At 59.0% G+C, this 21,547-nt stretch carries 25 protein-coding genes; 10 read left to right on the top strand and 15 right to left on the bottom strand.

The window, feature by feature from the left end:
• Positions 1-18: 18 nt before the first annotated feature.
• The 5 genes from BKD70_RS06115 to BKD70_RS06095 all read right to left on the bottom strand — a co-directional run bounded on the left by BKD70_RS06115 (position 19) and on the right by BKD70_RS06095 (position 2,581).
• Positions 19-660, bottom strand: coding sequence for a glutathione S-transferase N-terminal domain-containing protein (locus BKD70_RS06115; protein WP_047274043.1), 642 nt, complete (start codon positions 658-660; stop codon positions 19-21).
• 204 nt (positions 661-864) lie between these two features.
• Positions 865-1,077 carry an SEC-C metal-binding domain-containing protein gene (locus BKD70_RS24125; RefSeq protein ID WP_080960307.1) on the bottom strand — a complete coding sequence of 71 codons (213 nt, stop codon included), beginning with the start codon at positions 1,075-1,077 and terminating at the stop codon, positions 865-867.
• 7 nt (positions 1,078-1,084) lie between these two features.
• A complete protein-coding gene (locus BKD70_RS06105) occupies positions 1,085-1,570 on the bottom strand; it encodes an LEA type 2 family protein (protein WP_047274048.1) in 486 nt (161 codons plus the stop codon).
• Between the two features lie 32 nt (positions 1,571-1,602).
• A complete protein-coding gene (locus BKD70_RS06100) occupies positions 1,603-2,079 on the bottom strand; it encodes a YchJ family protein (protein ID WP_047274050.1) in 477 nt (158 codons plus the stop codon).
• Positions 2,080-2,083: 4 nt separating this feature from the next.
• Positions 2,084-2,581 carry a DUF6231 family protein gene (locus tag BKD70_RS06095; RefSeq protein WP_047274052.1) on the bottom strand — a complete coding sequence of 166 codons (498 nt, stop codon included), beginning with the start codon at positions 2,579-2,581 and terminating at the stop codon, positions 2,084-2,086.
• A 237-nt stretch (positions 2,582-2,818) separates the two neighbouring features.
• Here BKD70_RS06095 and BKD70_RS06090 point away from each other — a divergent pair, with 237 nt between their 5' ends.
• Together BKD70_RS06090 and BKD70_RS06085 are read left to right on the top strand one after the other, a co-directional pair.
• Positions 2,819-3,097, top strand: a complete 279-nt coding sequence (locus BKD70_RS06090) for a DUF1145 domain-containing protein (RefSeq protein ID WP_047274054.1) — start codon at positions 2,819-2,821, stop codon at positions 3,095-3,097.
• A complete protein-coding gene (locus BKD70_RS06085) occupies positions 3,090-3,848 on the top strand; it encodes a hypothetical protein (RefSeq protein WP_047274056.1) in 759 nt (252 codons plus the stop codon). The genes BKD70_RS06090 and BKD70_RS06085 overlap by 8 nt, the downstream gene beginning before the upstream one ends.
• 82 nt (positions 3,849-3,930) lie before the next feature.
• Here the strand turns inward: BKD70_RS06085 and BKD70_RS06080 are convergent, their stop codons facing one another.
• A complete protein-coding gene (locus BKD70_RS06080) occupies positions 3,931-4,395 on the bottom strand; it encodes a CopD family protein (protein WP_047274057.1) in 465 nt (154 codons plus the stop codon).
• Between the two features lie 97 nt (positions 4,396-4,492).
• Here BKD70_RS06080 and dinG point away from each other — a divergent pair, with 97 nt between their 5' ends.
• The 6 genes from dinG (at position 4,493) to pdxH (ending at position 12,478) form a co-directional block, all read left to right on the top strand.
• The gene (dinG, locus tag BKD70_RS06075; protein WP_047274059.1) at positions 4,493-6,637 is read left to right on the top strand and encodes an ATP-dependent DNA helicase DinG; all 2,145 of its coding nucleotides are present in this window, start codon (positions 4,493-4,495) and stop codon (positions 6,635-6,637) included.
• A 95-nt stretch (positions 6,638-6,732) separates the two neighbouring features.
• The gene (locus BKD70_RS06070) at positions 6,733-9,084 is read left to right on the top strand and encodes a beta-galactosidase (protein ID WP_047274061.1); all 2,352 of its coding nucleotides are present in this window, start codon (positions 6,733-6,735) and stop codon (positions 9,082-9,084) included.
• Entirely contained in the window at positions 9,085-9,210 is a 126-nt protein-coding gene (locus BKD70_RS25300) for a hypothetical protein (RefSeq protein WP_255163479.1), read from the top strand. It abuts the gene before it with no gap.
• A gap of 221 nt (positions 9,211-9,431) precedes the next feature.
• Positions 9,432-10,577: a serine hydrolase domain-containing protein gene (locus tag BKD70_RS06065; RefSeq protein ID WP_047274063.1), complete on the top strand. Its 1,146-nt coding sequence runs from the start codon at positions 9,432-9,434 to the stop codon at positions 10,575-10,577.
• A gap of 109 nt (positions 10,578-10,686) precedes the next feature.
• Entirely contained in the window at positions 10,687-11,805 is a 1,119-nt protein-coding gene (locus tag BKD70_RS06060; protein ID WP_047274065.1) for an OmpA family protein, read from the top strand.
• 25 nt (positions 11,806-11,830) lie between these two features.
• Positions 11,831-12,478 (top strand): pyridoxamine 5'-phosphate oxidase, encoded by a 648-nt coding sequence (pdxH, locus tag BKD70_RS06055; protein ID WP_047274067.1) that lies wholly within the window; start codon positions 11,831-11,833, stop codon positions 12,476-12,478.
• Here the strand turns inward: pdxH and BKD70_RS06050 are convergent.
• Positions 12,426-12,707 carry a hypothetical protein gene (locus tag BKD70_RS06050; protein WP_047274068.1) on the bottom strand — a complete coding sequence of 94 codons (282 nt, stop codon included), beginning with the start codon at positions 12,705-12,707 and terminating at the stop codon, positions 12,426-12,428. The genes pdxH and BKD70_RS06050 overlap by 53 nt on opposite strands.
• A 186-nt stretch (positions 12,708-12,893) precedes the next feature.
• On the opposite strand from BKD70_RS06050, the gene BKD70_RS06045 reads away from it, so the two are divergent.
• Positions 12,894-13,358, top strand: coding sequence for a glycine zipper 2TM domain-containing protein (locus BKD70_RS06045; RefSeq protein ID WP_047274071.1), 465 nt, complete (start codon positions 12,894-12,896; stop codon positions 13,356-13,358).
• 111 nt (positions 13,359-13,469) lie between these two features.
• Here BKD70_RS06045 and nhaA read toward each other — a convergent pair whose 3' ends face one another.
• From nhaA to BKD70_RS06025, 4 genes are all read right to left on the bottom strand, one after another.
• A complete protein-coding gene (gene nhaA, locus BKD70_RS06040; RefSeq protein ID WP_047274072.1) occupies positions 13,470-14,651 on the bottom strand; it encodes a Na+/H+ antiporter NhaA in 1,182 nt (393 codons plus the stop codon).
• Between the two features lie 292 nt (positions 14,652-14,943).
• Entirely contained in the window at positions 14,944-16,554 is a 1,611-nt protein-coding gene (locus tag BKD70_RS06035; protein ID WP_047274074.1) for an NAD(P)/FAD-dependent oxidoreductase, read from the bottom strand.
• Positions 16,555-16,670: 116 nt separating this feature from the next.
• Positions 16,671-17,342, bottom strand: coding sequence for a COG3650 family protein (locus BKD70_RS06030; protein ID WP_047274077.1), 672 nt, complete (start codon positions 17,340-17,342; stop codon positions 16,671-16,673).
• A 59-nt stretch (positions 17,343-17,401) separates the two neighbouring features.
• The gene (locus BKD70_RS06025) at positions 17,402-18,001 is read right to left on the bottom strand and encodes a short chain dehydrogenase (protein ID WP_047274079.1); all 600 of its coding nucleotides are present in this window, start codon (positions 17,999-18,001) and stop codon (positions 17,402-17,404) included.
• Positions 18,002-18,105: 104 nt separating this feature from the next.
• On the opposite strand from BKD70_RS06025, the gene BKD70_RS06020 reads away from it, so the two are divergent.
• On the top strand, positions 18,106-19,014 hold the full coding sequence (locus tag BKD70_RS06020; RefSeq protein WP_047274081.1) for a LysR family transcriptional regulator: 909 nt from the start codon (positions 18,106-18,108) through the stop codon (positions 19,012-19,014).
• On the opposite strand, the gene BKD70_RS06015 is transcribed toward BKD70_RS06020, so the two are convergent.
• From BKD70_RS06015 to BKD70_RS06000, 4 genes are read right to left on the bottom strand one after another with little or no spacing between them, the layout of a single operon-like run.
• Positions 19,005-19,514, bottom strand: a complete 510-nt coding sequence (locus tag BKD70_RS06015) for a DoxX family protein (RefSeq protein WP_080960174.1) — start codon at positions 19,512-19,514, stop codon at positions 19,005-19,007. The two genes, BKD70_RS06020 and BKD70_RS06015, sit on opposite strands and share 10 nt — an antisense overlap.
• A complete protein-coding gene (locus tag BKD70_RS06010) occupies positions 19,511-20,287 on the bottom strand; it encodes a DUF2063 domain-containing protein (RefSeq protein WP_047274083.1) in 777 nt (258 codons plus the stop codon). Before BKD70_RS06010 ends, BKD70_RS06015 begins: the two co-directional genes overlap by 4 nt.
• The gene (locus BKD70_RS06005) at positions 20,284-21,168 is read right to left on the bottom strand and encodes a DUF692 domain-containing protein (protein ID WP_169836422.1); all 885 of its coding nucleotides are present in this window, start codon (positions 21,166-21,168) and stop codon (positions 20,284-20,286) included. Before BKD70_RS06005 ends, BKD70_RS06010 begins: the two co-directional genes overlap by 4 nt.
• Positions 21,169-21,184: 16 nt before the next feature.
• Positions 21,185-21,493, bottom strand: a complete 309-nt coding sequence (locus BKD70_RS06000; protein WP_047274085.1) for a DUF2282 domain-containing protein — start codon at positions 21,491-21,493, stop codon at positions 21,185-21,187.
• Positions 21,494-21,547: the final 54 nt, after the last annotated feature.

Genomic DNA, 21,547 nt, shown 5'->3' with positions numbered 1-21,547 from the left:
TGCAGCGGTGAGGCGTGTTTACTGCGGCGGGTTGATCTTGGCCACCAGTGCGTAAGCCCGTTCGGTGGCCGGGCGAGCCTTGACCCGGGCAAACCAGCTTTTCAGCGCCGGGAAGTCATCCAGATTCTGGCCTTGCCAGGCGTGCGGCACGATCCACGGGTAAATCGCCATGTCCGCGATGCTGTACTCGTCACCTGCTACGAACTGCCGGCCTTCCAGCTGCTTGTTCAATACGCCGTAGAGGCGGGCCGTTTCGTCGGTATAGCGCTTGATCGCGTAGGGGATTTTCTCGGGCGCAAAACGATTGAAGTGATGGTTTTGCCCCGCCATCGGCCCCAGCCCGCCCATTTGCCAGAACAGCCACTGCAGGGCCATTTGCCGACCTCGTAAATCCTTGGGCAGGAACTGACCGGTTTTTTCGGCCAGGTACAGCAGGATGGCGCCCGATTCGAACAGCGACAGCGGCCCACCGCCGTCCGCCGGGGTGTTATCGACGATGGCCGGAATGCGATTGTTCGGTGAGATTTTCAGGAAGGCGGGCGCGAACTGTTCATTTTTACTGATGTTGATCGGGTGGACCTTGTACGGCAGGCCAGTTTCTTCGAGAAACAGTGAAACCTTGTGGCCGTTTGGGGTGGTCCAGTAGTAAAGATCGATCATGAAGGGCTCCAGAAGGGAATGTTCACGTTGAAACTGATGCCCGGCAAAGGTAGCAGTTCACTCGCAGTTGTCAGTTTTACGCCTTCTGTTGTGAAGGGGAAACGTGCCATCGCAGGTTCTGGTCGCAACTTTCAGGCGATAAAAACACAAACGCCGCACCGGCCCGAAGGCAGATGCGGCGCTGGTCGGGCGCTTTTGACAGGATCAGGCGCCGTGACACTTTTTGAATTTCTTGCTGCTGCCACACGGGCAAGGATCGTTGCGGCCAACGTCTTTCAACGCATTGCGCACAGGCTCCTGATGGGCGTGACCGCAGTTCGGGCCATGCACGTGGCCGTTGCCGTGGTCATGGGCGTGATCATGCTGGTCATGATCGTGGTTGCAGTCCGGGCCGTGAACGTGGGGTTGTTGGGTCATTGCTCAATCACTCTGGAATAAAATCGCCGGGGATTATCTCGCCTTTGCGCATCACGTGCACGTCGTTACCGTAGAACAGACCGGTCTCCAGCGTACCTTCAAGCCGATAAGGGATGGGCTGGTCGGGCGACTCCAGCAATTTGACCAGGGGTTTGATGTGTTGCCACATATTGGTGCGCACGGGAACGATGTACTCGGCAGTGCCGTTGGGGTCGACGCTGAACCATTGGCTGTGTTCGCCTTCGGTCAACAGAACCGGCCCCAAATACACTTTGTAGCTGATGCCGCGCACCGTGAGGGTCGAATCGTTGAGGTTATTGACCCTGAAATGCAGCTTGAAGCGCTGCTCCAGCAGTTTGGCCTGAACCAGTTCGACGCGTTCCAGGCGCACCTCGGGGTCTTTGTCCGATGACTCAAACCAGGAGGCACACCCCGACAGGCCCGCTATCAGTAACAGGGCGGCGGTGTGTTTAATAAGTGCCCGAACATCCATTCCTTGCTCCTTATCAGCCACGTCAGTTCAGCTTATTGGGCGAAATAGCCGGCGCAGCATTTTTTGAATTTGAAACCGCTGGCGCAAGGGCAGGGGTCATTGCGCCCCACTTTGAGCGGCACGGTTGGATCAATGAAGTACCAGCGACCGGCACTTTGTACGAATGAAGACTTTTCCCGATGACTGTGTTCGCCGTTGGCGTCATGCCAGCGCGCGGTAAAGGTGACTAACGCATGTTCAGGTTGACCACCAAACACTTCACTGTGTTCAACCTCTAACCCGAGCCAGGTACTTTGCGCGCTCCAGCTCTTCATCGACTCACGGTCCAGACCGGCTTGCTGCACCGGGAGTGTAGTGGCCACCAGATAATCCACCTGCCCCAGCACATAGGCGCTGTAGCGTGAGCGCATAAGGGTTTCGGCGCTTGGGGCCACTGTCCCCGCGTGATAATGCCCGCAGCAGGCGTCGAGCAGGTTGCCGCTGCCACACGGGCAAATAGATGTGCTCATCGTGTTACCACCAATACTTGCCAAAGTTTTCCGGGTTGGCCCAGAACCTGGCATTCAGCCAGTCGGGCACGTCTTTGTACTCGCGTAGATCATAGGTGAACAGCGTCAGTATCTGGTCGTCACGCTGAAAGCTCTCGTTGTTTTGTAGGGCTAAAGCGAAAAAGTCCGTTTCTTTCCAGTCGCATGCCGTCAGATCCGCGAGTACCGCGAGACGGCTGGCGTTCAGGTTGCGAATCCCGCCCAGCAATTCAAGCCCGGCTTTTTTGGGCATGTGCTCAAGGCAATCCACCACCAGGGCTAAATCAAAGCGTTGGTCTGCCAAGTCTTCGGGAAGCGCGCCGGGGGCGGCCCGTGAGATCCGGGCGTCAGGGTGGGCCTGTTGAAAGGCGTGCAGCGCCGGAAATTGACTGGCGCCGACCACCAGCAGGCGCTGTGGGGCGTAACGATCAAGCAAGGCTGCCAACGCTTGCTGGGGCGTGCGGGTGGAAATGCCGGCGTTCATCTCAAGTCCTCTGTCTAAGCGCCCAAGACTAGCCTGCCCTGACCCTGTGGCCTAGTGGGTCAGCTCAAGCAAGGCGAAAGGGGCGCACACCGGGTTCAACGTCAGCAGGCGCAAGCGACCGGCGGCCTCAGTTATCTGAATGAGGCGTGCAGGTATTTTTGTCGGGACCTCTGGCGCAGCTGTCCTGCCACCCGTTAAGGTGCATTCAAAGAAAAAACATAACGATCAGGGGGAGCTATGAAGGTGCTTTGGGGGCTGGGGAAGGTCTTGACCCTTATGTTCTGGGTGGTTGTGGTGATCAATGTGTTCAATCCGTTGATTAACCCGTTTGATGTGTTGGTCAACCTAGCTGGCAGTTTGCTGCTGCTGACCCACTTGCTTGAACTGCTACTGTTCAACGGCAGTATCAAAGACCGCCCCAATCCTTGGCGTGATCGCCTGCATATCCTTCTGGTTGGCATTTTTCACCTGCAAACCCTTCGCTCCACTTCTGAACAAGGCGCTCACCATGCGTAAGTTAGGTTTATTGGTCGCCCTGTGCAGCCCGTTTGTCCATGCCGAATCGGTCAAGGTTGATTCCAACACGCTGATGCGTTTACCCGCCAATACCAGCGTTTTGCAACTCGAACAGCTGGACGTGGCGGACTACGGCACGTTGCTGATCCCGCCCGGTGTGACTCAGGTCAAGATTGACCAATTGCATTTGGGGCGTGAGGCGCGCATCACCATCGTCCCGGCTGAACGTGCCATTGAGTTGCACGCCGCTTACGCCAACTTGGAAGAAGGCAGTCAGATCAACGCCCGCGGCGCGGCGGGCACCTACGAAAAACCGGCGCGACCGGCGCGTGACCTGACCCTGCGTTTTGATGCCCTGCAAGCCAATGAGCTGTCGGTAGATGCCCGTGGCGGAACCGGTGCGCCGGGTTTTGTCGGGTTGGATGGCGGCAACGGTGACGCGCCGGGTTGCACGTGGGGTTCCGCGAGCGCAGGCCACAATGGGCAAAACGGTGGCAACGGTCAGCAAGGCGCTGCTGGCGCGCAGGTTCGGGTTGAGCTGCCGCGAGACTTTCCCGATGACCTGATTAAGGTGCGTGTGGACGGCGGCGCGGGTGGCAAGCCCGGCGCAGCAGGGCGTGCGGGGTCTGGCGGCAAATCCAAAGGATGCTTGGTATACCGCACCGACGGCGCAAAGTCAGGCAAGCCAGGGCTGGCCGGGGAACCCGGTGAAACCGGTTCTGCTGGCGCCGTCACCATCCAGCGTTTGTAATCCTTCCTGTAAAAACGCCTGGTGCGAAGGCTGCGAGCAGTGACAGGACGACCAATGCGTCGTCCTGTCACTGCTCAAGGCTTTACAACAGGGGGCGTGCCGCCGCAATGGCCACCACTGCCAGCCCGACAATCAAGTTACAGCCCACCAGACGACGAATCCGCCCCAAGGCCGCCGCTCCGGCCGCCCACTGTTCAGCCTCGACCGCCTTGCGCAATTCCGGTAGTTGTAACGACTGGATACGAATGAACAGCGCCACCATCACGATGTACAACCCCATCATGACCTGCACATAACGCGGCGCGGTCTCAAACCCGTTAAAGCGCATCTGCAGCAGGCCAATGCCGCTTATCGGCAAAATCAGCACGGCGAACCATACCCAGATAAAAAACCGTGGGAATACCTGAACCCATAATTTCAACCTGGCCGGGCCTTCCAGGGCGGCCACGCTGGCCGGGCGCAGGATCATCCAGGCAAAAAACATCCCGCCCACCCAGATCAGGGCGGCCAAAACATGCAGGGTATAGGCAAGGGCAAAGGCGGTCATGAGGTACTCCGTTCGGCGCGGGATGAATTAGCGGGGTATGATAGCGGCCATTCGAACCACTGAAAATTTATCCAGCGTTTCTCGCGCCCGAAGAACCATGATTAGTAACGAACTCAAATCCCAGATCCAGGGCGCCTACTCGCGTTTTCTCGAAGCCAAAAGCCTCAAGCCCCGCTATGGCCAGCGATTGATGATCGCTGAAGTGGCCAAGGTGCTCGGCGACATCGACACCGACGAAGAAGGCCATCGCAGCGGCGAACCGGCCGTGGTGGCGGTCGAAGCAGGCACCGGCACCGGTAAGACCGTGGCCTATAGCCTGGCGGCCATTCCAACGGCCAAGGCCGCAGGCAAGCGGCTGGTGATTGCCACCGCCACCGTCGCGCTGCAGGAGCAAATTGTTTACAAAGACCTCCCCGACCTGATGCGCAACAGCGGGCTGAATTTCAGCTTCGCGCTGGCCAAAGGCCGTGGGCGCTACATGTGCTTGTCCAAACTCGACATGCTGCTGCAAGAAGGCCACGCGCAAACCACGACAGCCCAGTTGTTCGAAGAAGAAGGGTTCAAGATCGAGGTCGATGAAGCCAGCCAGAAGCTGTTTACCAGCATGATCGAGAAACTGGCAGGCAATAAGTGGGATGGCGACCGTGACAGCTGGCCCCAGGCGCTGGAAGACCAGGACTGGGCTCGCCTGACCACCGACCACAGCCAATGCACCAACCGCCATTGCCCGAATTTTGGCCAATGCGCCTTCTATAAAGCCCGCGAAGGCATGGGCAAGGTAGACGTGATCGTCACCAACCACGACATGGTGCTGGCCGACCTGGCGCTGGGCGGCGGCGCCGTATTGCCCGATCCGCGTGACACCTTGTATGTGTTCGACGAAGGTCATCACCTGCCGGACAAGGCCATCGGCCACTTTGCTCATTACACGCGCCTGCGTTCCACCGCCGACTGGCTGGAGCAAACCGCCAAGAACCTGACCAAACTACTGGCGCAACACCCGCTGCCGGGTGACCTGGGCCGTTTGCTGGAGCAAGTGCCGGAGCTTGCGAAGGAGATCAAGGCGCAGCAGCAGTTCATGTTCACCACGTGCGAGCAGATCGCTGACTTCAAGGTCGGTGAAGAACCGGAAGGGCGCGAGCGCCCGCGGCACCGATTTGTCGGTGGGCTTATTCCCGATCACATGCGGGAAATGGGCATCGAACTGAAAAAAGGGTTCTCGCGCCTTACAGACTTGTTTACCCGGCTGACTGAAATTCTCAAAGACGGCATGGACGGTGAGGTCAATATCGGCATCACCAGCAATCAGGCCGAAGAGTGGTATCCGCTGTTTGGCAGCTTGCTGTCCCGCGCCCAGGGCAACTGGGAATTGTGGACCGCCTTTACCACCGAAGACCCGGAAGACAACCCGCCCATGGCCCGTTGGCTGACCTTGGCTGAAAGCGGTTCGCTGTTTGATATCGAGGTCAATGCCAGCCCGATTCTGGCGGCAGAAATGCTGCGCCGTAACCTGTGGAACGTTGCCTATGGCGCGTTGGTCACGTCGGCCACGCTTACGGCTTTGGGCACCTTCGATCGTTTTCGCATGCGTGCCGGGTTGCCGAAAAAGGCGGTGACGGCCGTCGTCCCCAGCCCGTTCCACCACGCCGACGCGGGCGTACTGCGGGTACCCGACCTTAAAGCCGACCCACGGGACGCGATGGCGCACACGGCGGCGATCATTCGTGACCTGCCAGGTCTGGTTGAGGGGTCCAAGGGCACGCTGGTGCTGTTCTCGTCGCGCAAACAGATGCAGGACGTGTTCGACGGTCTGGAGCGTGACTGGCGCAAGCAGGTGTTCATCCAGGGCAACTTGTCCAAGCAGGAAACCCTCAATAAACACAAGGCCCGGGTGGATGGTGGCGACTCCAGCGTGTTGTTCGGGCTGGCCAGCTTTGCCGAAGGTGTGGACTTGCCCGGCGCGTACTGCGAGCACGTGGTGATCGCTAAAATTCCGTTCTCGGTGCCTGACGACCCCGTCGAGGCCGCGTTGGCGGAGTGGATCGAAGCCCGTGGCGGCAACCCGTTCATGGAAATATCCGTTCCCGACGCGTCGCTCAAACTGGTGCAGGCCTGCGGTCGTCTGCTGCGCACCGAGCAGGATCGCGGCACCATCACCTTGCTGGACCGGCGCCTGGTCACCCAGCGCTATGGCAAGGCGATCCTGAATGCCTTGCCCCCTTTCCGGCGCGAAATTTCTTGAGTGCAAGTCGGCGATCTCGCCGACTTTGCTGTCTATGCTTTGACTTTTACCACCTCACAGACCGTTTTTCGGTCGTTAGGGAGAACCACATTCCTATGATTCGCCGTTCCCTGTCTGCTGTTTTTGCGTTGTTGGTTTCGACCCCGCTACTGGCGGCGCCTGCCGGACAACAAACGTTGTTTAACTTCGTTCGCCCCGCCGATGTGGTGCAGGTGGCGACCGTGGATGCGTATTTGCCGCAGTACAACGCGGAACAAACGGCCGAAGGTGAGGTGTTGCGTCGTGTGACCTTCAACCCGGCGACAGCCCCGAGCCTGATACTCAAGCCCCAGACCGGTGTTTGGGACTGGTCGCAGTCGGGCATGATGACGTTACGTATTCAAAACGCCATGAACTGGGCGCTGACCCTCGACGTCACCCTGCAAAGCAGCAACGGCAAAACGTTGACCAGCCGCGTCGCCCTGCCGGCAGGCCCGGCACAGACGCTATTACTGCCGTTGAAGGCCAATACCCCGCACAGTCAGGGAATGCGCGCCGGGCCGCCGATGCCGATGACCCTCGACGGTCAGCGCATCTTGCTGGCTGCCAGCCAAGGCGAAATTGACCTGAGCCAGGTGGTGTCGGTAACGCTGTCGGTCCCGCAGCCCAACGCAGCGCAAAGCATCTTGCTGGAGCGCTTTGGTGTGCAAGACGGCGACGGCGTGATCAAAGCGGTCTACAGCTCGATTGTGGACGAATATGGACAGTCGACTCGCGCCCGATGGCCCGAACGTGTGGCCAATGACGAGCAGCTCAAGGCCGCAGCCGCCCGGGAACACCAGCAACTCAAGGGCTGGCTGGCCAAGCGCGGCGATCAGGATAAATACGGAGGCTGGATCCAGGGCGCACCCTTCGAAGCCTCGGGCTTTTTCCGCACCGAAAAACGTGACGGGCGCTGGAACCTGATCACCCCGCAAGGGCATCCGTTTTATTCCTTGGGCCTGAATGCCGTGACCGCCCGTGACAGCCAAACCTACGTGGCGGGCCGCGAATGGATGTTCAGCGCACTCCCTAAAAAGGGCGAGCCATTGCATGCCTATTACGGCAGCTCGGACCATAACAGCGACAACGGCGCCAGCCGCGGGCGAGCCTTTGACGCGGGGCGCTGGTACAACTTTTATGGCGCCAACCTGCAACGTCTTTATGGTCAGCCCTGCACCACCGGCAACGCGGCACAAAGCGCTGAAGCGGTGACCCCGTGTGCCCCCGAAGCCTTTGATGCACAGCGCTGGCAAGCCCACACGCTGGATCGCCTGCAAGCCTGGGGCTTTAACACCATCGGCAACTGGAGCGACCCGGTGCTGGCCGAGAGCAAGCGTGTGCCATACACCTTACCGCTGTCGATCGTGGGCGATTACGCCAGCATCAGCACCGGCTCCGATTGGTGGGGCGGCATGCCTGACCCGTTTGACCCGCGCTTTGCCATGGCCACCGAGCGCGCAGTTGCCATCGCCGCCCGAGATCACCGCGATGATCCGTGGCTGATCGGGTATTTTGCCGACAATGAGTTGGCGTGGGCGGGCCCCGGCACCGATGCAAAAAGCCGTTACGCACTGGCTTTCGGCACGCTGCGCCTGACCACCGATGTGCCTGCCAAGCGCGCGTTCCTCAAGCAACTGCGGGACAAATACCGTAACCAGCAAGGCCTTTCCAAAGCTTGGGGTGTCGACATCCCGGCCTGGGAGCTGCTTGAAGACCCGGGATTCGAAGCGCCGTTGCCCAACCCTGAGCACCCGGAAATCGAAGCCGACTATCAATACTTCCAGAAAGTATTTGCCGACAACTACTTCAAGACCATCTCTGACTCGCTCAAGTGGCACGCCCCCAACCATTTGCTGCTGGGTGGCCGGTTTGCCGTCAGCACCCCTGAAGCGGTAGCGTCCTGCGCGCAGTATTGCGATGTGCTGAGCTTCAACTTCTACACCCTGCAACCGCAGGACGGCTATGACTTCGCCAAACTGCGAGAACTCGACAAGCCGGTGATGATCACCGAGTTCAACTTTGGCTCCCGTGATCGCGGCCCGTTCTGGGGCGGCGTGACCGAAGTGGCCAACGAAGAGGCGCGTGGCCCGGCGTACAGCAAATTCCTCAAACAGGCGGTGTCAGAGCCGTCGATTGTCGGTGTGCACTGGTTCCAGTACCTGGACCAACCCGTGACCGGGCGGTTGCTGGATGGCGAAAATGGTCATTTCGGGATGGTCGGCATTACCGACTTACCGTTTACCGGGTTTGTTGAAAGCGTGCGCAAAGCCAATTTACAAGCGTTGGATCAACTCGGCCAAGAAGCCGCCAAGGCACAAGCTGACGCTAAAAATGACGTCAAAGCACCGCGTCACGCCCCTCAGGAGGGCAGCGAGGGCCGCTCGGGTGCGGGCCATGCGGGCGGGCATTCGGGGCAAGGGCACTGAGTGACCTGGGTTGCCGACGGAGAACGTGACGTAACGGTTGCCTTTGTGACCAATACCCTGGGCGGGCATGTTCTCTCGGATCAGCGGGTGCAAGCATTGGCCAGGGCGGTAGCCGCAGCGCTGTAACACTGACGCAAGCGAGCTTGCCTGTTAAGGGCAGGTTCGCTCTAGCCTTGCCCGGGCGTGTGGTGTTTTCACAAAAAATCCACCTTGATGCGTTTACCTTCAGCCTCGATTTTTGAATGCTCAAAAATTGTGCGTTTAGATCCGTTTAGTGTGTTTCAAAATTTGATCGGGACTGGAACAATGCACGCCTTGTAGAGCCATGCGTGATCCAGGAGGGGCGGGTGCAGATTCAGGGTTTTCACGACCTCAAGTTCGAGGCGGTGCGTGAAGCATTTGCCGAGCTTTTCAACGATCCCCAAGAGCGTGGCGCCGCACTGTGTATTCAGGTCGGCGGTGAAACGGTCATAGACCTGTGGGGCGGTACGGCGGATAAAGACGGTGAACAGGCATGGCACACCGATACCATCGCCAATCTGTTTTCCTGTACCAAAACCTTCACTGCCGTGACGGCCTTGCAACTGGTGGAAGAGGGCAAGCTGGCGCTGGATGCTCCGGTCGTGCGTTATTGGCCGGAATTTGCCGCCGCCGGTAAAGAGTCCATCACCTTGCGTCACCTGCTGAGTCACCGGGCAGGCTTGCCTGCGTTGCGTGAGCCTATGCCGCCTGAGGCGCTGTATGAGTGGCAAACCATGGTGGACGCGCTGGCGGCTGAAGCGCCGTGGTGGACGCCGGGTGAAGGTCATGGCTATGCCGCCATCACGTATGGCTGGCTGCTGGGCGAATTGATACGCCGCGCCGATGGGCGCAGCCCGGGTCAATCGATCATGGCCCGTACGGCACTGCCGCTGGGGCTGGATTTCCACGTCGGGTTGGCGGATGACGAGTTTTACCGGGTCGCGCACATCGCTCGCAGCAAAGGCACGGTGGGTGATGCCTCTGCCCAGCGCTTGCTAAAGGCGATGATGAATGAGCCCACGTCCATGAGCACCCGGGCATTTACCAATCCACCGTCTATTATGACCAGCACCAATAAGCCGCAATGGCGTCGTATGGAGCAACCTGCGGCCAATGGCCATGGCAATGCCCGCAGCCTCGCCGGCTTTTACAACGGATTACTGGACGGCCAGTTGCTGGAGTCCGAAATGCTCGCCGAGTTGACCCGCGAGCACAGCGTTGGGGAAGACAAAACCCTGCGCACCCAAACACGCTTTGGACTGGGTTGCATGCTGGATCAGCCGCAAGTGGCGAACGCGACGTTTGGTCTGGGCGCTAAGGCCTTTGGCCACCCAGGAGCGGGCGGTTCCATCGGGTTTGCTGACCCGGAACGGGATGTGGCGTTTGGGTTTGTCACCAACACGCTGGGGCCCTATGTCTTGATGGATCCCCGTGCGCAAAAGCTGGTGCGGGTATTAGCAACCTGTTTGTAAGACTGTTTTGTAGGCCGTAGGTCGGATGCCTGTGGCTTTAATGCGCTTAATACGCTTTTTTATACGTATATCGCGTCCAATTATTTCTAATTCATTGTGTGGATATTCAATGTCATCTAATAAGACCCTTGCTCTGGCCCTCTGTCTGGCAATCACAGGTTGCGCACAAACTCCACAAAATGACGCTGAAGGCGGCCACAAATGGTGGCAGCTGGGCTCATCCGATCAAGCCGCAGCGCCAACCCCGGCTGACAAAGCCGATGCCCCGGCAGCCAAGCCGGCAGACAAAAAGAAGGCTGAGCCTGTTGTCGCCAAAACGGCTCCGGCCGCGACCGAGGCCAAAAAAGACAGCGATTCCAGCTGGTGGCCTTTTGGTTCGGACCGCGCGAAGAAAGACGAACCCGTCGCTAAAGAAAAAACGGTCGCCGCTGCTCCAGCGTCAAGCACCGAGAAAAACTGGTGGTGGCCGTTTGGTGGCACTGCTAAAGACGCCAAGCCGGTTGCAGCTCATGTCGTGCCGATGCCTGACCCTAAAGTGACCCAGGCCTGGCTGGACGAATATGAGCCACGCCTGCGTGCAGCGATTAAAGACACCAACCTGCAACTTGAACGTCGTGAAAGCCTGCTGGTGATCGTGGCGTCTGCGGACAGTGCGTTCAAACCAACGCGCCCGGACTTGTTGAAGCCGTCCATGCTCGGTCCGTTCACCCGCGTCGCCAAAGTGGTTGAAGGTGATCCGAAAACCGCTGTTTTGGTGCTCGGCCACGCTGACACCACGGGCGCAATGGCTGCCAACACCAAATTGAGCCTCGACCGTGCGCGTTCGGTGGCGGCGATTTTCCGCATGAGCGGCTTGCAGGCTAACCGCCTGACCTTGCGTGGCATGGGTTCGGTGATGCCGCGTGCGGCCAACGACAGCAACGAAGGTCGTGCATTGAACCGCCGTGTCGAAATCCTGATGACACCACAAAACACCATGCTGGCGCTGGTCAGCAAATACAGCCAGCCCGCCCTGTCGCCTGCTGAACTGGTCGCGGTACAGCCCGCCGTTGCGCCTTCCAAAGCCGTCACCGCTAAAAAAGCGGCGGCCCCGGCGAAAAAAGCCGTTGTAGCCAAGAAGTCCGCCCCGGCCAAAAAAGCGGTGAAGGCTGCTCCGGCCAAGAAAGCCGTGGTTGCCAAAACCGCCGCAGCCAAAAAGGACGTGAGCAACACTCAAGCCAAAAACTGATTGGTTTGATGAACGGGAGGGCGGCATGACTCAAGCGCTGGCAGATATGCGACGCGACTACACCCGTGACGGACTCGCCGAGGCTCAGGCCCCGGCGGAGCCTTTCGCGCTGTTTCATCAATGGTTTGCAGACGCGGTTAAAACCGAGCAACCGCCGGTTGAAGCCAATGCCATGACCCTGGCAACGGTGGATGAAGACGGGCGTCCGCATTGCCGGGTGCTGCTGCTCAAAGGGCTGGATGCACAAGGTTTTACGTTCTTCACTAATTACACCAGCGCCAAGGGTCAGCAACTGGCGGCACGCCCTTTTGCGGCGATGACGTTTTTCTGGCCCACCCTGGAGCGTCAGGTGCGCATTGAAGGGCGTGTGGTCAAAGTGACGCCTGAAGAGTCGGACGCTTACTACCAGGTTCGTCCGCTGGGCAGCCGCATCGGAGCGTGGGCGTCGCCGCAAAGCCAGGTCATTTCAGGGCGTGAAGAACTGACCGAACTGCTTCGTGTCACACAGGAGCGTTTCACGGATACGCAGCCCCATTGCCCTGAGCATTGGGGCGGTTTCAGGTTGTTACCTGAGCGCATCGAGTTTTGGCAAGGCCGTCCCAGCCGCTTGCATGACCGCCTCAACTATCGGCTGTGCGGGACTGACTGGGCGCGCGAGCGTCTGGCGCCCTGACGGCATATTCGGACGCCGCGGCCTGCAACCATTGGGGCAAGTCGCGGCGTTTGATCTTCTGCTGGCGAGCCTCTTCCAGACGTTGCACCATAAACGCCCTGCGGGCCGGATCGTCACCTGCCAGCGACAACGCCAGATCCCTGTCCATCCAGCGTTTGATGCGCACATACAGCCACCAGTGGAAATACAGGCCGGCGGCTGTGGTGATGAAAATGATGAAATAGTCCATATCTGTCCTGTGATGAACGCAGCGTGACGAAGGATTACCCGCTACCCTTGCTTGACGTTTCGACCTGATTGAAGGCATTTATCTGGCTGTACAGCCGCTGAATAAAGGCCAGTTTTTCCGCACACGGCCGTGACAGGGTGGTGGCAGCGGAGTTTAATGAATCCCTGATCTTTTGGAGTTGATCTAATGCGTAAGTCCGTACTGTTAATTGCTGCTTTTTCTACCATGACAGTCCTGTTGGGCGGCTGCACCTCCAACTTGACCGGCGACTCTTACTCGCGTGAAGAAGCGCGTCGCGTGCAGACAGTCCGCATGGGCACCATTGTTGCCCTGCGTCCGGTACAAATTGAAGGCACCAAAACCCCGATCGGCGCCGCAACCGGTGCTGTTGTGGGCGGGGTGGGCGGTAGCGCCATTGGTGGCGGTCGCGGCAGTATCGTGACAGCTGTGATTGGTGCAGTTGCAGGTGGTCTGCTGGGGTCGGCTGCTGAATCGGGCCTGACCAAAACCCAGGGTGTTGAAATCACTGTCCGTGAAGACGACGGCAGCACCCGTGCCTATGTGCAACAGGTTCAGCCGAACGAGATATTCCGTACCGGTGAGCGCGTGCGCATCATGACCGTTGATGGCACCAGCCGCGTAGCACACTAAGACCCGGCGCCAAAACAAAACCCCGGCCAGTGCGAACTGGCCGGGGTTTTTTTGTGTCTGCCCGGAGGCTACCTGAGGCGTTGGGCCTCAGGCAGCAACGGCTGATGCAGATCAGATGGCTGTCGGTTTGCGGCTCGCCATGGCAGTCACGGCATAACCGATCAACGCTGCCAGGATCGAACCGGTGAGGATCCCCATGCGGTCCATGCCGACGTACTCACTGCTGCCGGCCACAAACGCCAGAGAGCCAACAAACAGGCTCATGGTGAAGCCGATGCCACACAGGATGGCCACGCCAAACACTTGCCCCCAGTTTGCGCCTGCTGGCAGCGCTGCCATGCCGGTTTTGATGGCGATCCAGGTCAGGCCGAATACACCCACGGTTTTACCGATCAGCAAGCCTGCGGCAATCCCCATTGGCACGTGGCTGACGAAGTTGTGCAGAGTAATGCCCGCCAACGACACGCCCGCATTGGCGAAGGCAAACAACGGCAAGATCCCGTATGCCACCCACGGGTGCAATGCATGCTCAATGGTCATGAGCGGCGAGGGCTCGGAGTTCTTGGTGCGCAACGGGATGCAGAACGCCAGTGTGACGCCCGCCAGCGTGGCGTGAACGCCGCTTTTGAGCACGCACACCCACAGAATCAGGCCGACAATCATGTACGGCGCGACCTTCACCACGCCCATGCGGTTCATGAGGATGAGCACCAGCAGGCACGCAGCGGCCAGAATCAGGGACAGGCCAGACAGTTCGCTGGAATAGAACAGGGCAATCACCACAATCGCGCCCAAGTCATCGATGATCGCCAGCGTCATCAGGAACAGCTTGAGCGACACCGGAACCCGCTTGCCCAGCAGCGCCAGGACACCCAGCGCGAACGCGATGTCGGTGGCCATGGGAATTGCCCAGCCGCCCAGCGCATCCGGGTAGTCCTTGTTGATGAACCAGTAGATCAGCGCGGGCACCACCATGCCACCAATCGCTGCGGCACCGGGCAGCACCACCTGCGATGGCTTGGACAACTGGCCTTCCAGCAGCTCGCGTTTGACTTCCAGGCCGATCAGCAGGAAAAACAACGCCATGAGGCCGTCGTTGATCCACAGCAGCGAAGGTTTGGCAATTTGCAGGGCGCCGATTTGCACGGCCACGGGCGCGTCCAGAAAGGCGGTGTAGAAGTGTGAAAGCGGTGAGTTGTTAATGATCAAAGCCAGAGCGGCTGCGGCAATCAACAGCAGACCGCTGGCAGCTTCCAACTGAAAGAAACGAGTGAAAGTGCTACGCAGAGGCAAGGTCGCTCTCCATCGGTGAGTGAAAGGGTGCAACACCCTAACCTGAGAGGTTAGTTGTTAAAACAAAAACTATATTCTTTTTTGTTATAAGCAGGCGCGCGAAATCACACCGCTCAAAAGCCTAGCAGTTGTGTATCAAAGTGAGTCGCGAATTAGCCGTAAAAGCCCGAGGAAAAGGGCTCAAACAGTTGAAGGAAAATGCTATCGCCAGGTGGCGATAGGGTCGCAGGGCCCCTTGTTTTTGATGGCTCGCGCAGAACGGTCGGGCAGTCCTGTGCGAGCCATGCCTGGTTTAAGCGTCGATGCCCAGCAAGTCGCGGGCGACCGCTTCAGCGATGCGGATACCGTCCACGCCTGCCGACAGAATGCCGCCTGCATAACCGGCGCCTTCACCTGCCGGGTACAGGCCTTTGACGTTGAGGCTTTGCATCGAGGCGTCGCGGGTCATGCGCAAGGGCGATGAGGTGCGAGTCTCGATCCCGGTCAGGATCGCGTCATGCATCGAGAAGCCTTTGATTTGCTTCTCGAACGCTGGCAAGGCTTCGCGGATGGCTTCGATGGCGTAATCCGGCAAGGCCAGCGCCAGGTCACCCAGCGAAACGCCCGGCTTGTACGACGGTTCGACGCTGCCCAGCGCGGTGGAGGGTTTGCCGGCAATAAAATCGCCAACCAGCTGTGCCGGTGCTTCGTACGTGCTGCCGCCCAGCACGTACGCGTGGGCTTCGAGGCGCTCTTGCAGCTCGATACCGGCCAACGGCCCGCCCGGGTAGTCTTCGGGGGTGATGCCGACCACGATGCCAGAGTTGGCATTGCGTTCGTTACGCGAGTACTGGCTCATGCCGTTGGTCACTACACGGCCGGGTTCGCTGGTGGCTGCCACGACCGTACCGCCAGGGCACATGCAGAAGCTGTACACCGAACGCCCGTTTTTGGCGTGGTGCACCAGTTTATAGTCGGCTGCGCCCAGCTTCGGGTGCCCGGCATATTTGCCCAGGCGTGCGCTGTCGATCAGCGATTGCGGGTGTTCGATGCGGAAACCGACCGAGAACGGCTTGGCTTCCATGTACACACCGCGCCCGTGCAGCATACGGAAGGTGTCACGGGCACTGTGGCCCAGCGCCATGATGACGTGGCGTGCATTTAATTGCTCGCCATCGGCCAGTATCACGCCGGTCAATTGGCCGTTGTCGATCAACACGTCGGTTACGCGCTGCTGGAAGCGGACTTCGCCGCCCAAGGCCTCGATCTGCTGACGCATGTTTTCCACGACGCCCGTCAGACGGAACGTCCCGATATGCGGCTTGCTGACGTAGAGAATTTCTTCAGGCGCACCGGCTTTCACGAACTCGTGCAGCACTTTACGGCCGTGGTGCTGCGGGTCTTTGATCTGGCTGTACAGTTTGCCATCAGAGAACGTACCGGCACCGCCCTCACCAAACTGCACGTTGGATTCGGGGTTCAGCACGTTTTTACGCCACAGTCCCCATGTGTCTTTAGTGCGCTGACGCACTTCCGGGCCACGCTCAAGAATGATGGGCTTGAACCCCATCTGAGCCAGCAACAGGCCAGCAAAAATGCCGCACGGACCGAAGCCGACCACAATCGGGCGTTCGCTCAGATCCTGTGGGGCCTGACCGACTACCTTGTAGCTGACGTCCGGTGCAGGGTTGACGTTGCGGTCATCGGCAAATTTGAGCAGCAACGGCGCTTCATCACGCACCGACAGGTCGATGGTGTAGATAAAGCACAGTTCGGAGGTTTTTTTGCGCGCGTCGTAGCTGCGCTTGAACAAGGTGAAATCGAGCAGGTCATCATCGGCGATGCCCAGGCGCTGCACGATGGCAGGGCGCAGGTCTTCTTCGGGATGGTCGATTGGCAACTTGAGTTCGGTAATTCGTAACATGACGGTGGTCCAGTATTGGGGCCAGGTTTACCCCGGCAGCCATAGACCGGCGATTATAGGCTGCTTCGGGGTAAATCCGTCAGGCTTAAACGGCAATGTTCAGTAACAGTCGTCGATTAGTCGTTGCGCGCGCCACCGAAATAGCCGCAACCGCGCTGCACCTGCCCGTTGACCCGCAGCTCAGCGCCTAAATGTTGCACGCTGCCATTAACACTGTCGGTGCAACGTTGCGGGGCCACCCACAGTTCAATGCGCTGGTGGTTGGCTTCGGTGGACAGGTAAAAGCGCCCGTCACCGACTTGCTCTTCCACATACGGCAGCGCCAGGGGCGGTTGGCCTTCACGGGTCAACTCCAGGCCCTTACTGCCCGCACGGACTTCCCACGCCGGGCCGTTGCCGTTGGCATGCACGGTCAGTTGCTTGAAGTTCGGGTCTTGGCAGGCCGTACTGCTGCGTTCAAGACGATAGAGCTGTTTGACGTTGACCTCGCCATTCGAACCGGCGGTTTTGCTGGCGATAAATTGGCCGCGAATGTCCGCGAACAGGGCCTCGGGCTTGATGGGCATGTCTGCGGCATCTTGTACGAGCGTGGTGTTTTCGCTGTCACGCACCACGTAACGCTGTTGTCCGACACAGGGTTGGAAGACCAGCTCACCGTCGGTCGAAACCAACTGGCCTTGCAGACGCGACAAACCCGCATGGCTGTCCACGGGTTTGCTGTTGAACAATTGGCAGCCCGCGAATACGGGGAGCAGGGCGACTAAAACTAAGGAACGGGCAGCACGCATCTTCGGGTCTCCTGACAAGTGCCGCCACGTTACTCAGGCTCGCCTGCCATCACAAGTGTTTAGCCGACCTGATACGTCTGGCCGGTGTGCAAACCTTCAACACTTTTTGCGTAGGCCAGTGCCACCTCCGCGGCCGGAACCGGTTTGAACCCGCGGAAGAAAGGAGCGTAATGATCCATGGCTTCTTCCAGTACGGTGGGGCTGACCGAGTTCACACGCAGGCCACGCGGCAGTTCGATGGCGGCAGCTTTTACGAAACCGTCAAGTGCAGCGTTTACCAGTGCTGCCGAGCTACCGGTACGAATAGGCTCACGGTTAATGACGCCGCTGGTGAAGGTAAACGACGCGCCATCATTGGCGAATTCGCGGCCGATCAACAGCAAATTGACCTGGCCCATAAGTTTATTTTGTAAGCCCAGCACGAAGTCTTTTTCACTCATTTGTCCCAAGGGCGCAAAGGTCACGCTACCGGCAGCGCAAATCAAGGCGTCGAATTGACCGGTCTGTTGAAACAGCTTGCGTATGGACGCGCTATCACTGATATCCACCTGAAAATCACCACTTTTGCGGCCGATGCGCACAATTTCGTGACGGGGTGAAAGTTCGCGATCAATGGCTGAGCCAATGGTGCCGTGAGCACCGATCAATAGGATTTTCATGGCCTGTACCTGTATGAAGTGAATGTGGGCTTAGTCTAGGGCTGGTTTTTTGATGTGATAAGCACACTAATTAGCAACCTTTGGTTTTCATGTGGAAACAATCGATGAGTGAGATGGATGATCTGGCGGCATTTGCAGTATTGGTCGATGCGGGCAGTTTCACGCGGGCTGCTCAACAATTGGGGTGCAGCAAAGGCCAGTTATCCAAGCGTATCAGCCAGCTGGAGACGCAGTTTTCGGTGGTGCTTCTGCACCGAACCACGCGTCGCTTGAGCCTAACGGCAGCGGGTGCGGCGCTGTTGCCGCAGGCCCAAGCGCTTGGGGTTCAAGTCGAACTCGCACGTCAGGCGTTGGCACGTCTCAAGGAAGATATTGCCGGACCTGTGCGCATGACTGTTCCTGTCTCATTAGGGGAAACATTCTTTGACTCCCTATTGCTGGAGTTCTCCCACGATTACCCGCAGGTGCAAATCGAGTTGGAACTCAACAACAGCTACCGCGACATGGCGCGCGAAGGTTTTGATCTAGCAATCCGTTCTCGGGTCGCCAGTGACGAACGCCTGGTTGCCAGGCAAGTGGTGAGCTGGCACGAAGTCACCTGCGCCAGCCCGTCGTACTTAGAGCAATTCGGTGAACCCATGACGCCACAGGCATTGGCTGGGCACCGCTGTCTGCTCAATAGCCATTACCTTGGACGCGAAGAATGGCACTACCATCAGCAGCATGAACTGCACCGCGTGCGAGTCTCGGGAGCTTTCGCCAGTAATCACTACAGCTTGCTGAAAAAAGCTGCCTTGAATGGAGCCGGCATCGCGCGCCTGCCGTCCTACATGCTCAACGCTGAACTGTCTGACGGTCGCTTGTGCAGTGTGTTGCGCGATTACCATACGCGTAGCCACCCCATGTACCTCGTTCACCCGTATCAGGGGGGGCTGCCCAAGCGCACGCAAGTGTTGGTGGATTACCTCACGAGTTGGTTTCAACGCACTGCGTCGACCTGCGATCAGCCTTGACGATAACGGCGCGCCAGCCAGTGGTCGATGGAAAGGGTGCCCGGTCCCCGCGCCATCAGGTACAGCAAAATCGTGGCCCACGTCCCGTGCGTGGCGTAGGCATCGGGGTAAACGAACAGTTGAATGGTCAGGGTCATGCCCAGCAGCGCCAACGCTGAAAAGCGGGTCGCCAGGCCCACCAAAATCAGCACGGGGAACAGGTGTTCGCAAACGGTCGCCGCGTAAGCGGCGAACTCCGCAGGCAGCAGTGGCACCTTGTACTCGTGGCTGAACAAGTACAGGGCTGAATCGGCCAGGTGCGGGGTGCCCCACTCGAACGTGCCGGACACGAAGTCCAGTGCAAAGCCCTCGACCTTGGTTTGCCCGGACTGCCAGAACACGGCGGCGATGGAGAAGCGCGCGATGAACGCTATCAGGGAGTGGGGAATGCGTTGCAGAGCATGCGTTGTTCTGGCCACTAAATGACCTAATGTGCAGGCATAACCTGTCAATGTGCTCATGGCCTTACCTCGTGGACGGACTGCACGTCAGTGATTGCGCCTTTGCTGATGAGCAGCGCCAGGCACTGGCTCAAGTCAAACTCTGGGTCGGCTTGCAGGGCGTAGTCAGCAGCTTGCCCAAGAGGGCAGCGGGTTTTCAAAAGTCGAATAAACGCCACGCAGCCTGAGCTGACGGCGAACACTTCCACGTTCAGACCATGGCGCAGCACCAACGCACTTTGCGGGTGACGCGGGTCCAGGCCCTGAAGTTGCCCGTCCTGTGTGTGGGCGATCCACAAGGCGGCCACGGCATACGCAGAGTGCAAGGTGGCGACGCTTGGGTGCAGGGTCAGGCGCAGGTGTTCAAGCGTCTCGGGTGTGGCTACTGCGCGCGCGAGTATGTGCGGGTTCAGGGGAAGGGCATCGGCGGCGTGATACGCCTGCACGCAGAGCCATTCCAGACGTGCGACATCTGCCAGGTACGGCAGGCTGTTGGCCGGAGCAAAGCCTTGAATGAAGTCCGGGAAGCCACGACCGTAGCGGCTCATGACCGGATGGTCTGGCGGGTTTTTCTGCACAAACACGTGGGCCATGCCATGGAAAAACGCCTCGCCCACCCATTGGGCGACCACCGGAAAACTGCTGCCCAACGCGTTGATCAAACCGCTCTGTACGTTGTTTCGGTACACGGAAAACCGGCTCGCCGCATCACTGCCCTCCGGGCAGATCACGCCCTGCGGGCAACTCGGCTGCGGATCGAACAGGGCGGCGCTGAAGGCTTGTTGCATGGTCATGAGCGCACCTTTGAGGTCTGTAGACAGTGATCAGCGCGCTGCGCGTCGATGAGCAGCTCGCTTAAGGCGGGGACGTGATTGTCCCGTTCAATCAGCGTCGCCATGGGACCGATCCGCATGAGTACCTGCTGATAAAGTCCCCAGACGGCGTCATCCACGGCTGAACCATGGTTGTCGATCAGCAGGCGCTGACCCTGGCTGTCCGTATCTTCAGCAAAACCTGCCAGATGAAGTTCGCCGACAGCCTGTAATGGCAGGGCATCGATGTAGGTCATGGGATCGCGGCGATGATTGATGCAGGACACGTACACATTGTTCACATCCAGCAACAGGCCACAGCCCGTGCGCTGGATCACGTGTTGAATAAACGCGGCTTCTTCGTAATCGGCCTGATCGAACTCGACGTAGGTCGCCGGATTTTCCAGCAGCATGGGCCGTCGCAGGGCGTTTTGTACCTGATCGATATGCTCACAGACGCGGGTCAACGTCGCGTCGTCATAGCGCAGAGGCAACAGGTCATTGAGAAACCACGGACCGTGTGTGGACCAGGCCAGATGTTCAGAGAATTGTTCCGGCTGATAACGGTCGAGCAGGGTGCGCAAGCGCAACACATGTGCTTGATCCAGCGGTCCCTCGCTGCCAATGGACAGGCCAACACCGTGGATTGATAGCGGGTAGTGTTCTCGAATCAAGCTCAAGTAGTGGTGAAAAGGGCCTCCGTCGACCATGTAGTTTTCGGCATGGACTTCGAAGAACCCGACATCGGGTCGGGTCTCCAGAACGTCCTTGAAGTGCTCGGCCTTGAGCCCCAGCCCCGCACGTGGCGAAAGCTGGGGCGCACGAGGCGCGATGAGCGAAGCAGTCGGGCTGTGCATCATCATGGCTCGATGACGATTGTCAGGATTTGGCGGTATAAGCAGTCAACTGACCGAAGCCGGTCGGTGAGGTGCTGCTGACAGTGCGCTCGCATGTGCCTTTAGGGACGAGTTTCCACGCGTTGGCCTGATGGTCGGTTTTGGCTGTGCCCGCGCAGGTGGTGCCAGCGCCAGCGGCGCAATCGTTCTTGCCAGCCATGGCAACACCGAAGCATTTTTCCATGTCGCCCGACGCGAATGCGGTGGAGGGCAGGGCGGCCATGCTCAAGGCTGAACCCAGGGCCAGCGCCAAGGCGGTGGCGGACACAGTGCGAGTGGTTAGGTTAGACATGGTGATTCTCCGAGGTTGAGTTTTTAGTGTGGCCAGCGCGTTATGGCGACCGGC

Origin of the sequence: Pseudomonas sp. BS-2016 (genome assembly GCF_001806145.1) — a bacterium.
In the GTDB taxonomy this organism is placed as follows: domain Bacteria; phylum Pseudomonadota; class Gammaproteobacteria; order Pseudomonadales; family Pseudomonadaceae; genus Aquipseudomonas; species Aquipseudomonas lundensis.
Note: the sequence above shows the minus strand (reverse complement) of the source record. Positions and strands in the feature narration are given on the sequence as shown.

Bases quoted from the DNA above. Each gene is read 5' to 3' on its own strand.
- pdxH (WP_047274067.1), top strand. From the start codon at position 11,831: ATGACTCAAGCGCTGGCAGATATGCGACGCGACTACACCCGTGACGGA.
- BKD70_RS06060 (WP_047274065.1), top strand. From the start codon at position 10,687: ATGTCATCTAATAAGACCCTTGCTCTGGCCCTCTGTCTGGCAATCACA.
- BKD70_RS06095 (WP_047274052.1), bottom strand. From the start codon at position 2,581: ATGAACGCCGGCATTTCCACCCGCACGCCCCAGCAAGCGTTGGCAGCC.
- BKD70_RS06090 (WP_047274054.1), top strand. From the start codon at position 2,819: ATGAAGGTGCTTTGGGGGCTGGGGAAGGTCTTGACCCTTATGTTCTGG.
- BKD70_RS24125 (WP_080960307.1), bottom strand. From the start codon at position 1,077: ATGACCCAACAACCCCACGTTCACGGCCCGGACTGCAACCACGATCAT.
- BKD70_RS06080 (WP_047274057.1), bottom strand. From the start codon at position 4,395: ATGACCGCCTTTGCCCTTGCCTATACCCTGCATGTTTTGGCCGCCCTG.
- dinG (WP_047274059.1), top strand. From the start codon at position 4,493: ATGATTAGTAACGAACTCAAATCCCAGATCCAGGGCGCCTACTCGCGT.
- BKD70_RS06045 (WP_047274071.1), top strand. From the start codon at position 12,894: ATGCGTAAGTCCGTACTGTTAATTGCTGCTTTTTCTACCATGACAGTC.
- BKD70_RS06010 (WP_047274083.1), bottom strand. From the start codon at position 20,287: ATGACCATGCAACAAGCCTTCAGCGCCGCCCTGTTCGATCCGCAGCCG.
- BKD70_RS06105 (WP_047274048.1), bottom strand. From the start codon at position 1,570: ATGGATGTTCGGGCACTTATTAAACACACCGCCGCCCTGTTACTGATA.
- BKD70_RS06050 (WP_047274068.1), bottom strand. From the start codon at position 12,707: ATGGACTATTTCATCATTTTCATCACCACAGCCGCCGGCCTGTATTTC.
- BKD70_RS06115 (WP_047274043.1), bottom strand. From the start codon at position 660: ATGATCGATCTTTACTACTGGACCACCCCAAACGGCCACAAGGTTTCA.
- BKD70_RS06025 (WP_047274079.1), bottom strand. From the start codon at position 18,001: ATGAAAATCCTATTGATCGGTGCTCACGGCACCATTGGCTCAGCCATT.
- BKD70_RS06020 (WP_047274081.1), top strand. From the start codon at position 18,106: ATGAGTGAGATGGATGATCTGGCGGCATTTGCAGTATTGGTCGATGCG.
- BKD70_RS06030 (WP_047274077.1), bottom strand. From the start codon at position 17,342: ATGCGTGCTGCCCGTTCCTTAGTTTTAGTCGCCCTGCTCCCCGTATTC.
- BKD70_RS06000 (WP_047274085.1), bottom strand. From the start codon at position 21,493: ATGTCTAACCTAACCACTCGCACTGTGTCCGCCACCGCCTTGGCGCTG.
- BKD70_RS06015 (WP_080960174.1), bottom strand. From the start codon at position 19,514: ATGAGCACATTGACAGGTTATGCCTGCACATTAGGTCATTTAGTGGCC.
- BKD70_RS06005 (WP_169836422.1), bottom strand. From the start codon at position 21,168: ATGATGATGCACAGCCCGACTGCTTCGCTCATCGCGCCTCGTGCGCCC.
- BKD70_RS06035 (WP_047274074.1), bottom strand. From the start codon at position 16,554: ATGTTACGAATTACCGAACTCAAGTTGCCAATCGACCATCCCGAAGAA.
- BKD70_RS06100 (WP_047274050.1), bottom strand. From the start codon at position 2,079: ATGAGCACATCTATTTGCCCGTGTGGCAGCGGCAACCTGCTCGACGCC.
- BKD70_RS06070 (WP_047274061.1), top strand. From the start codon at position 6,733: ATGATTCGCCGTTCCCTGTCTGCTGTTTTTGCGTTGTTGGTTTCGACC.
- BKD70_RS06085 (WP_047274056.1), top strand. From the start codon at position 3,090: ATGCGTAAGTTAGGTTTATTGGTCGCCCTGTGCAGCCCGTTTGTCCAT.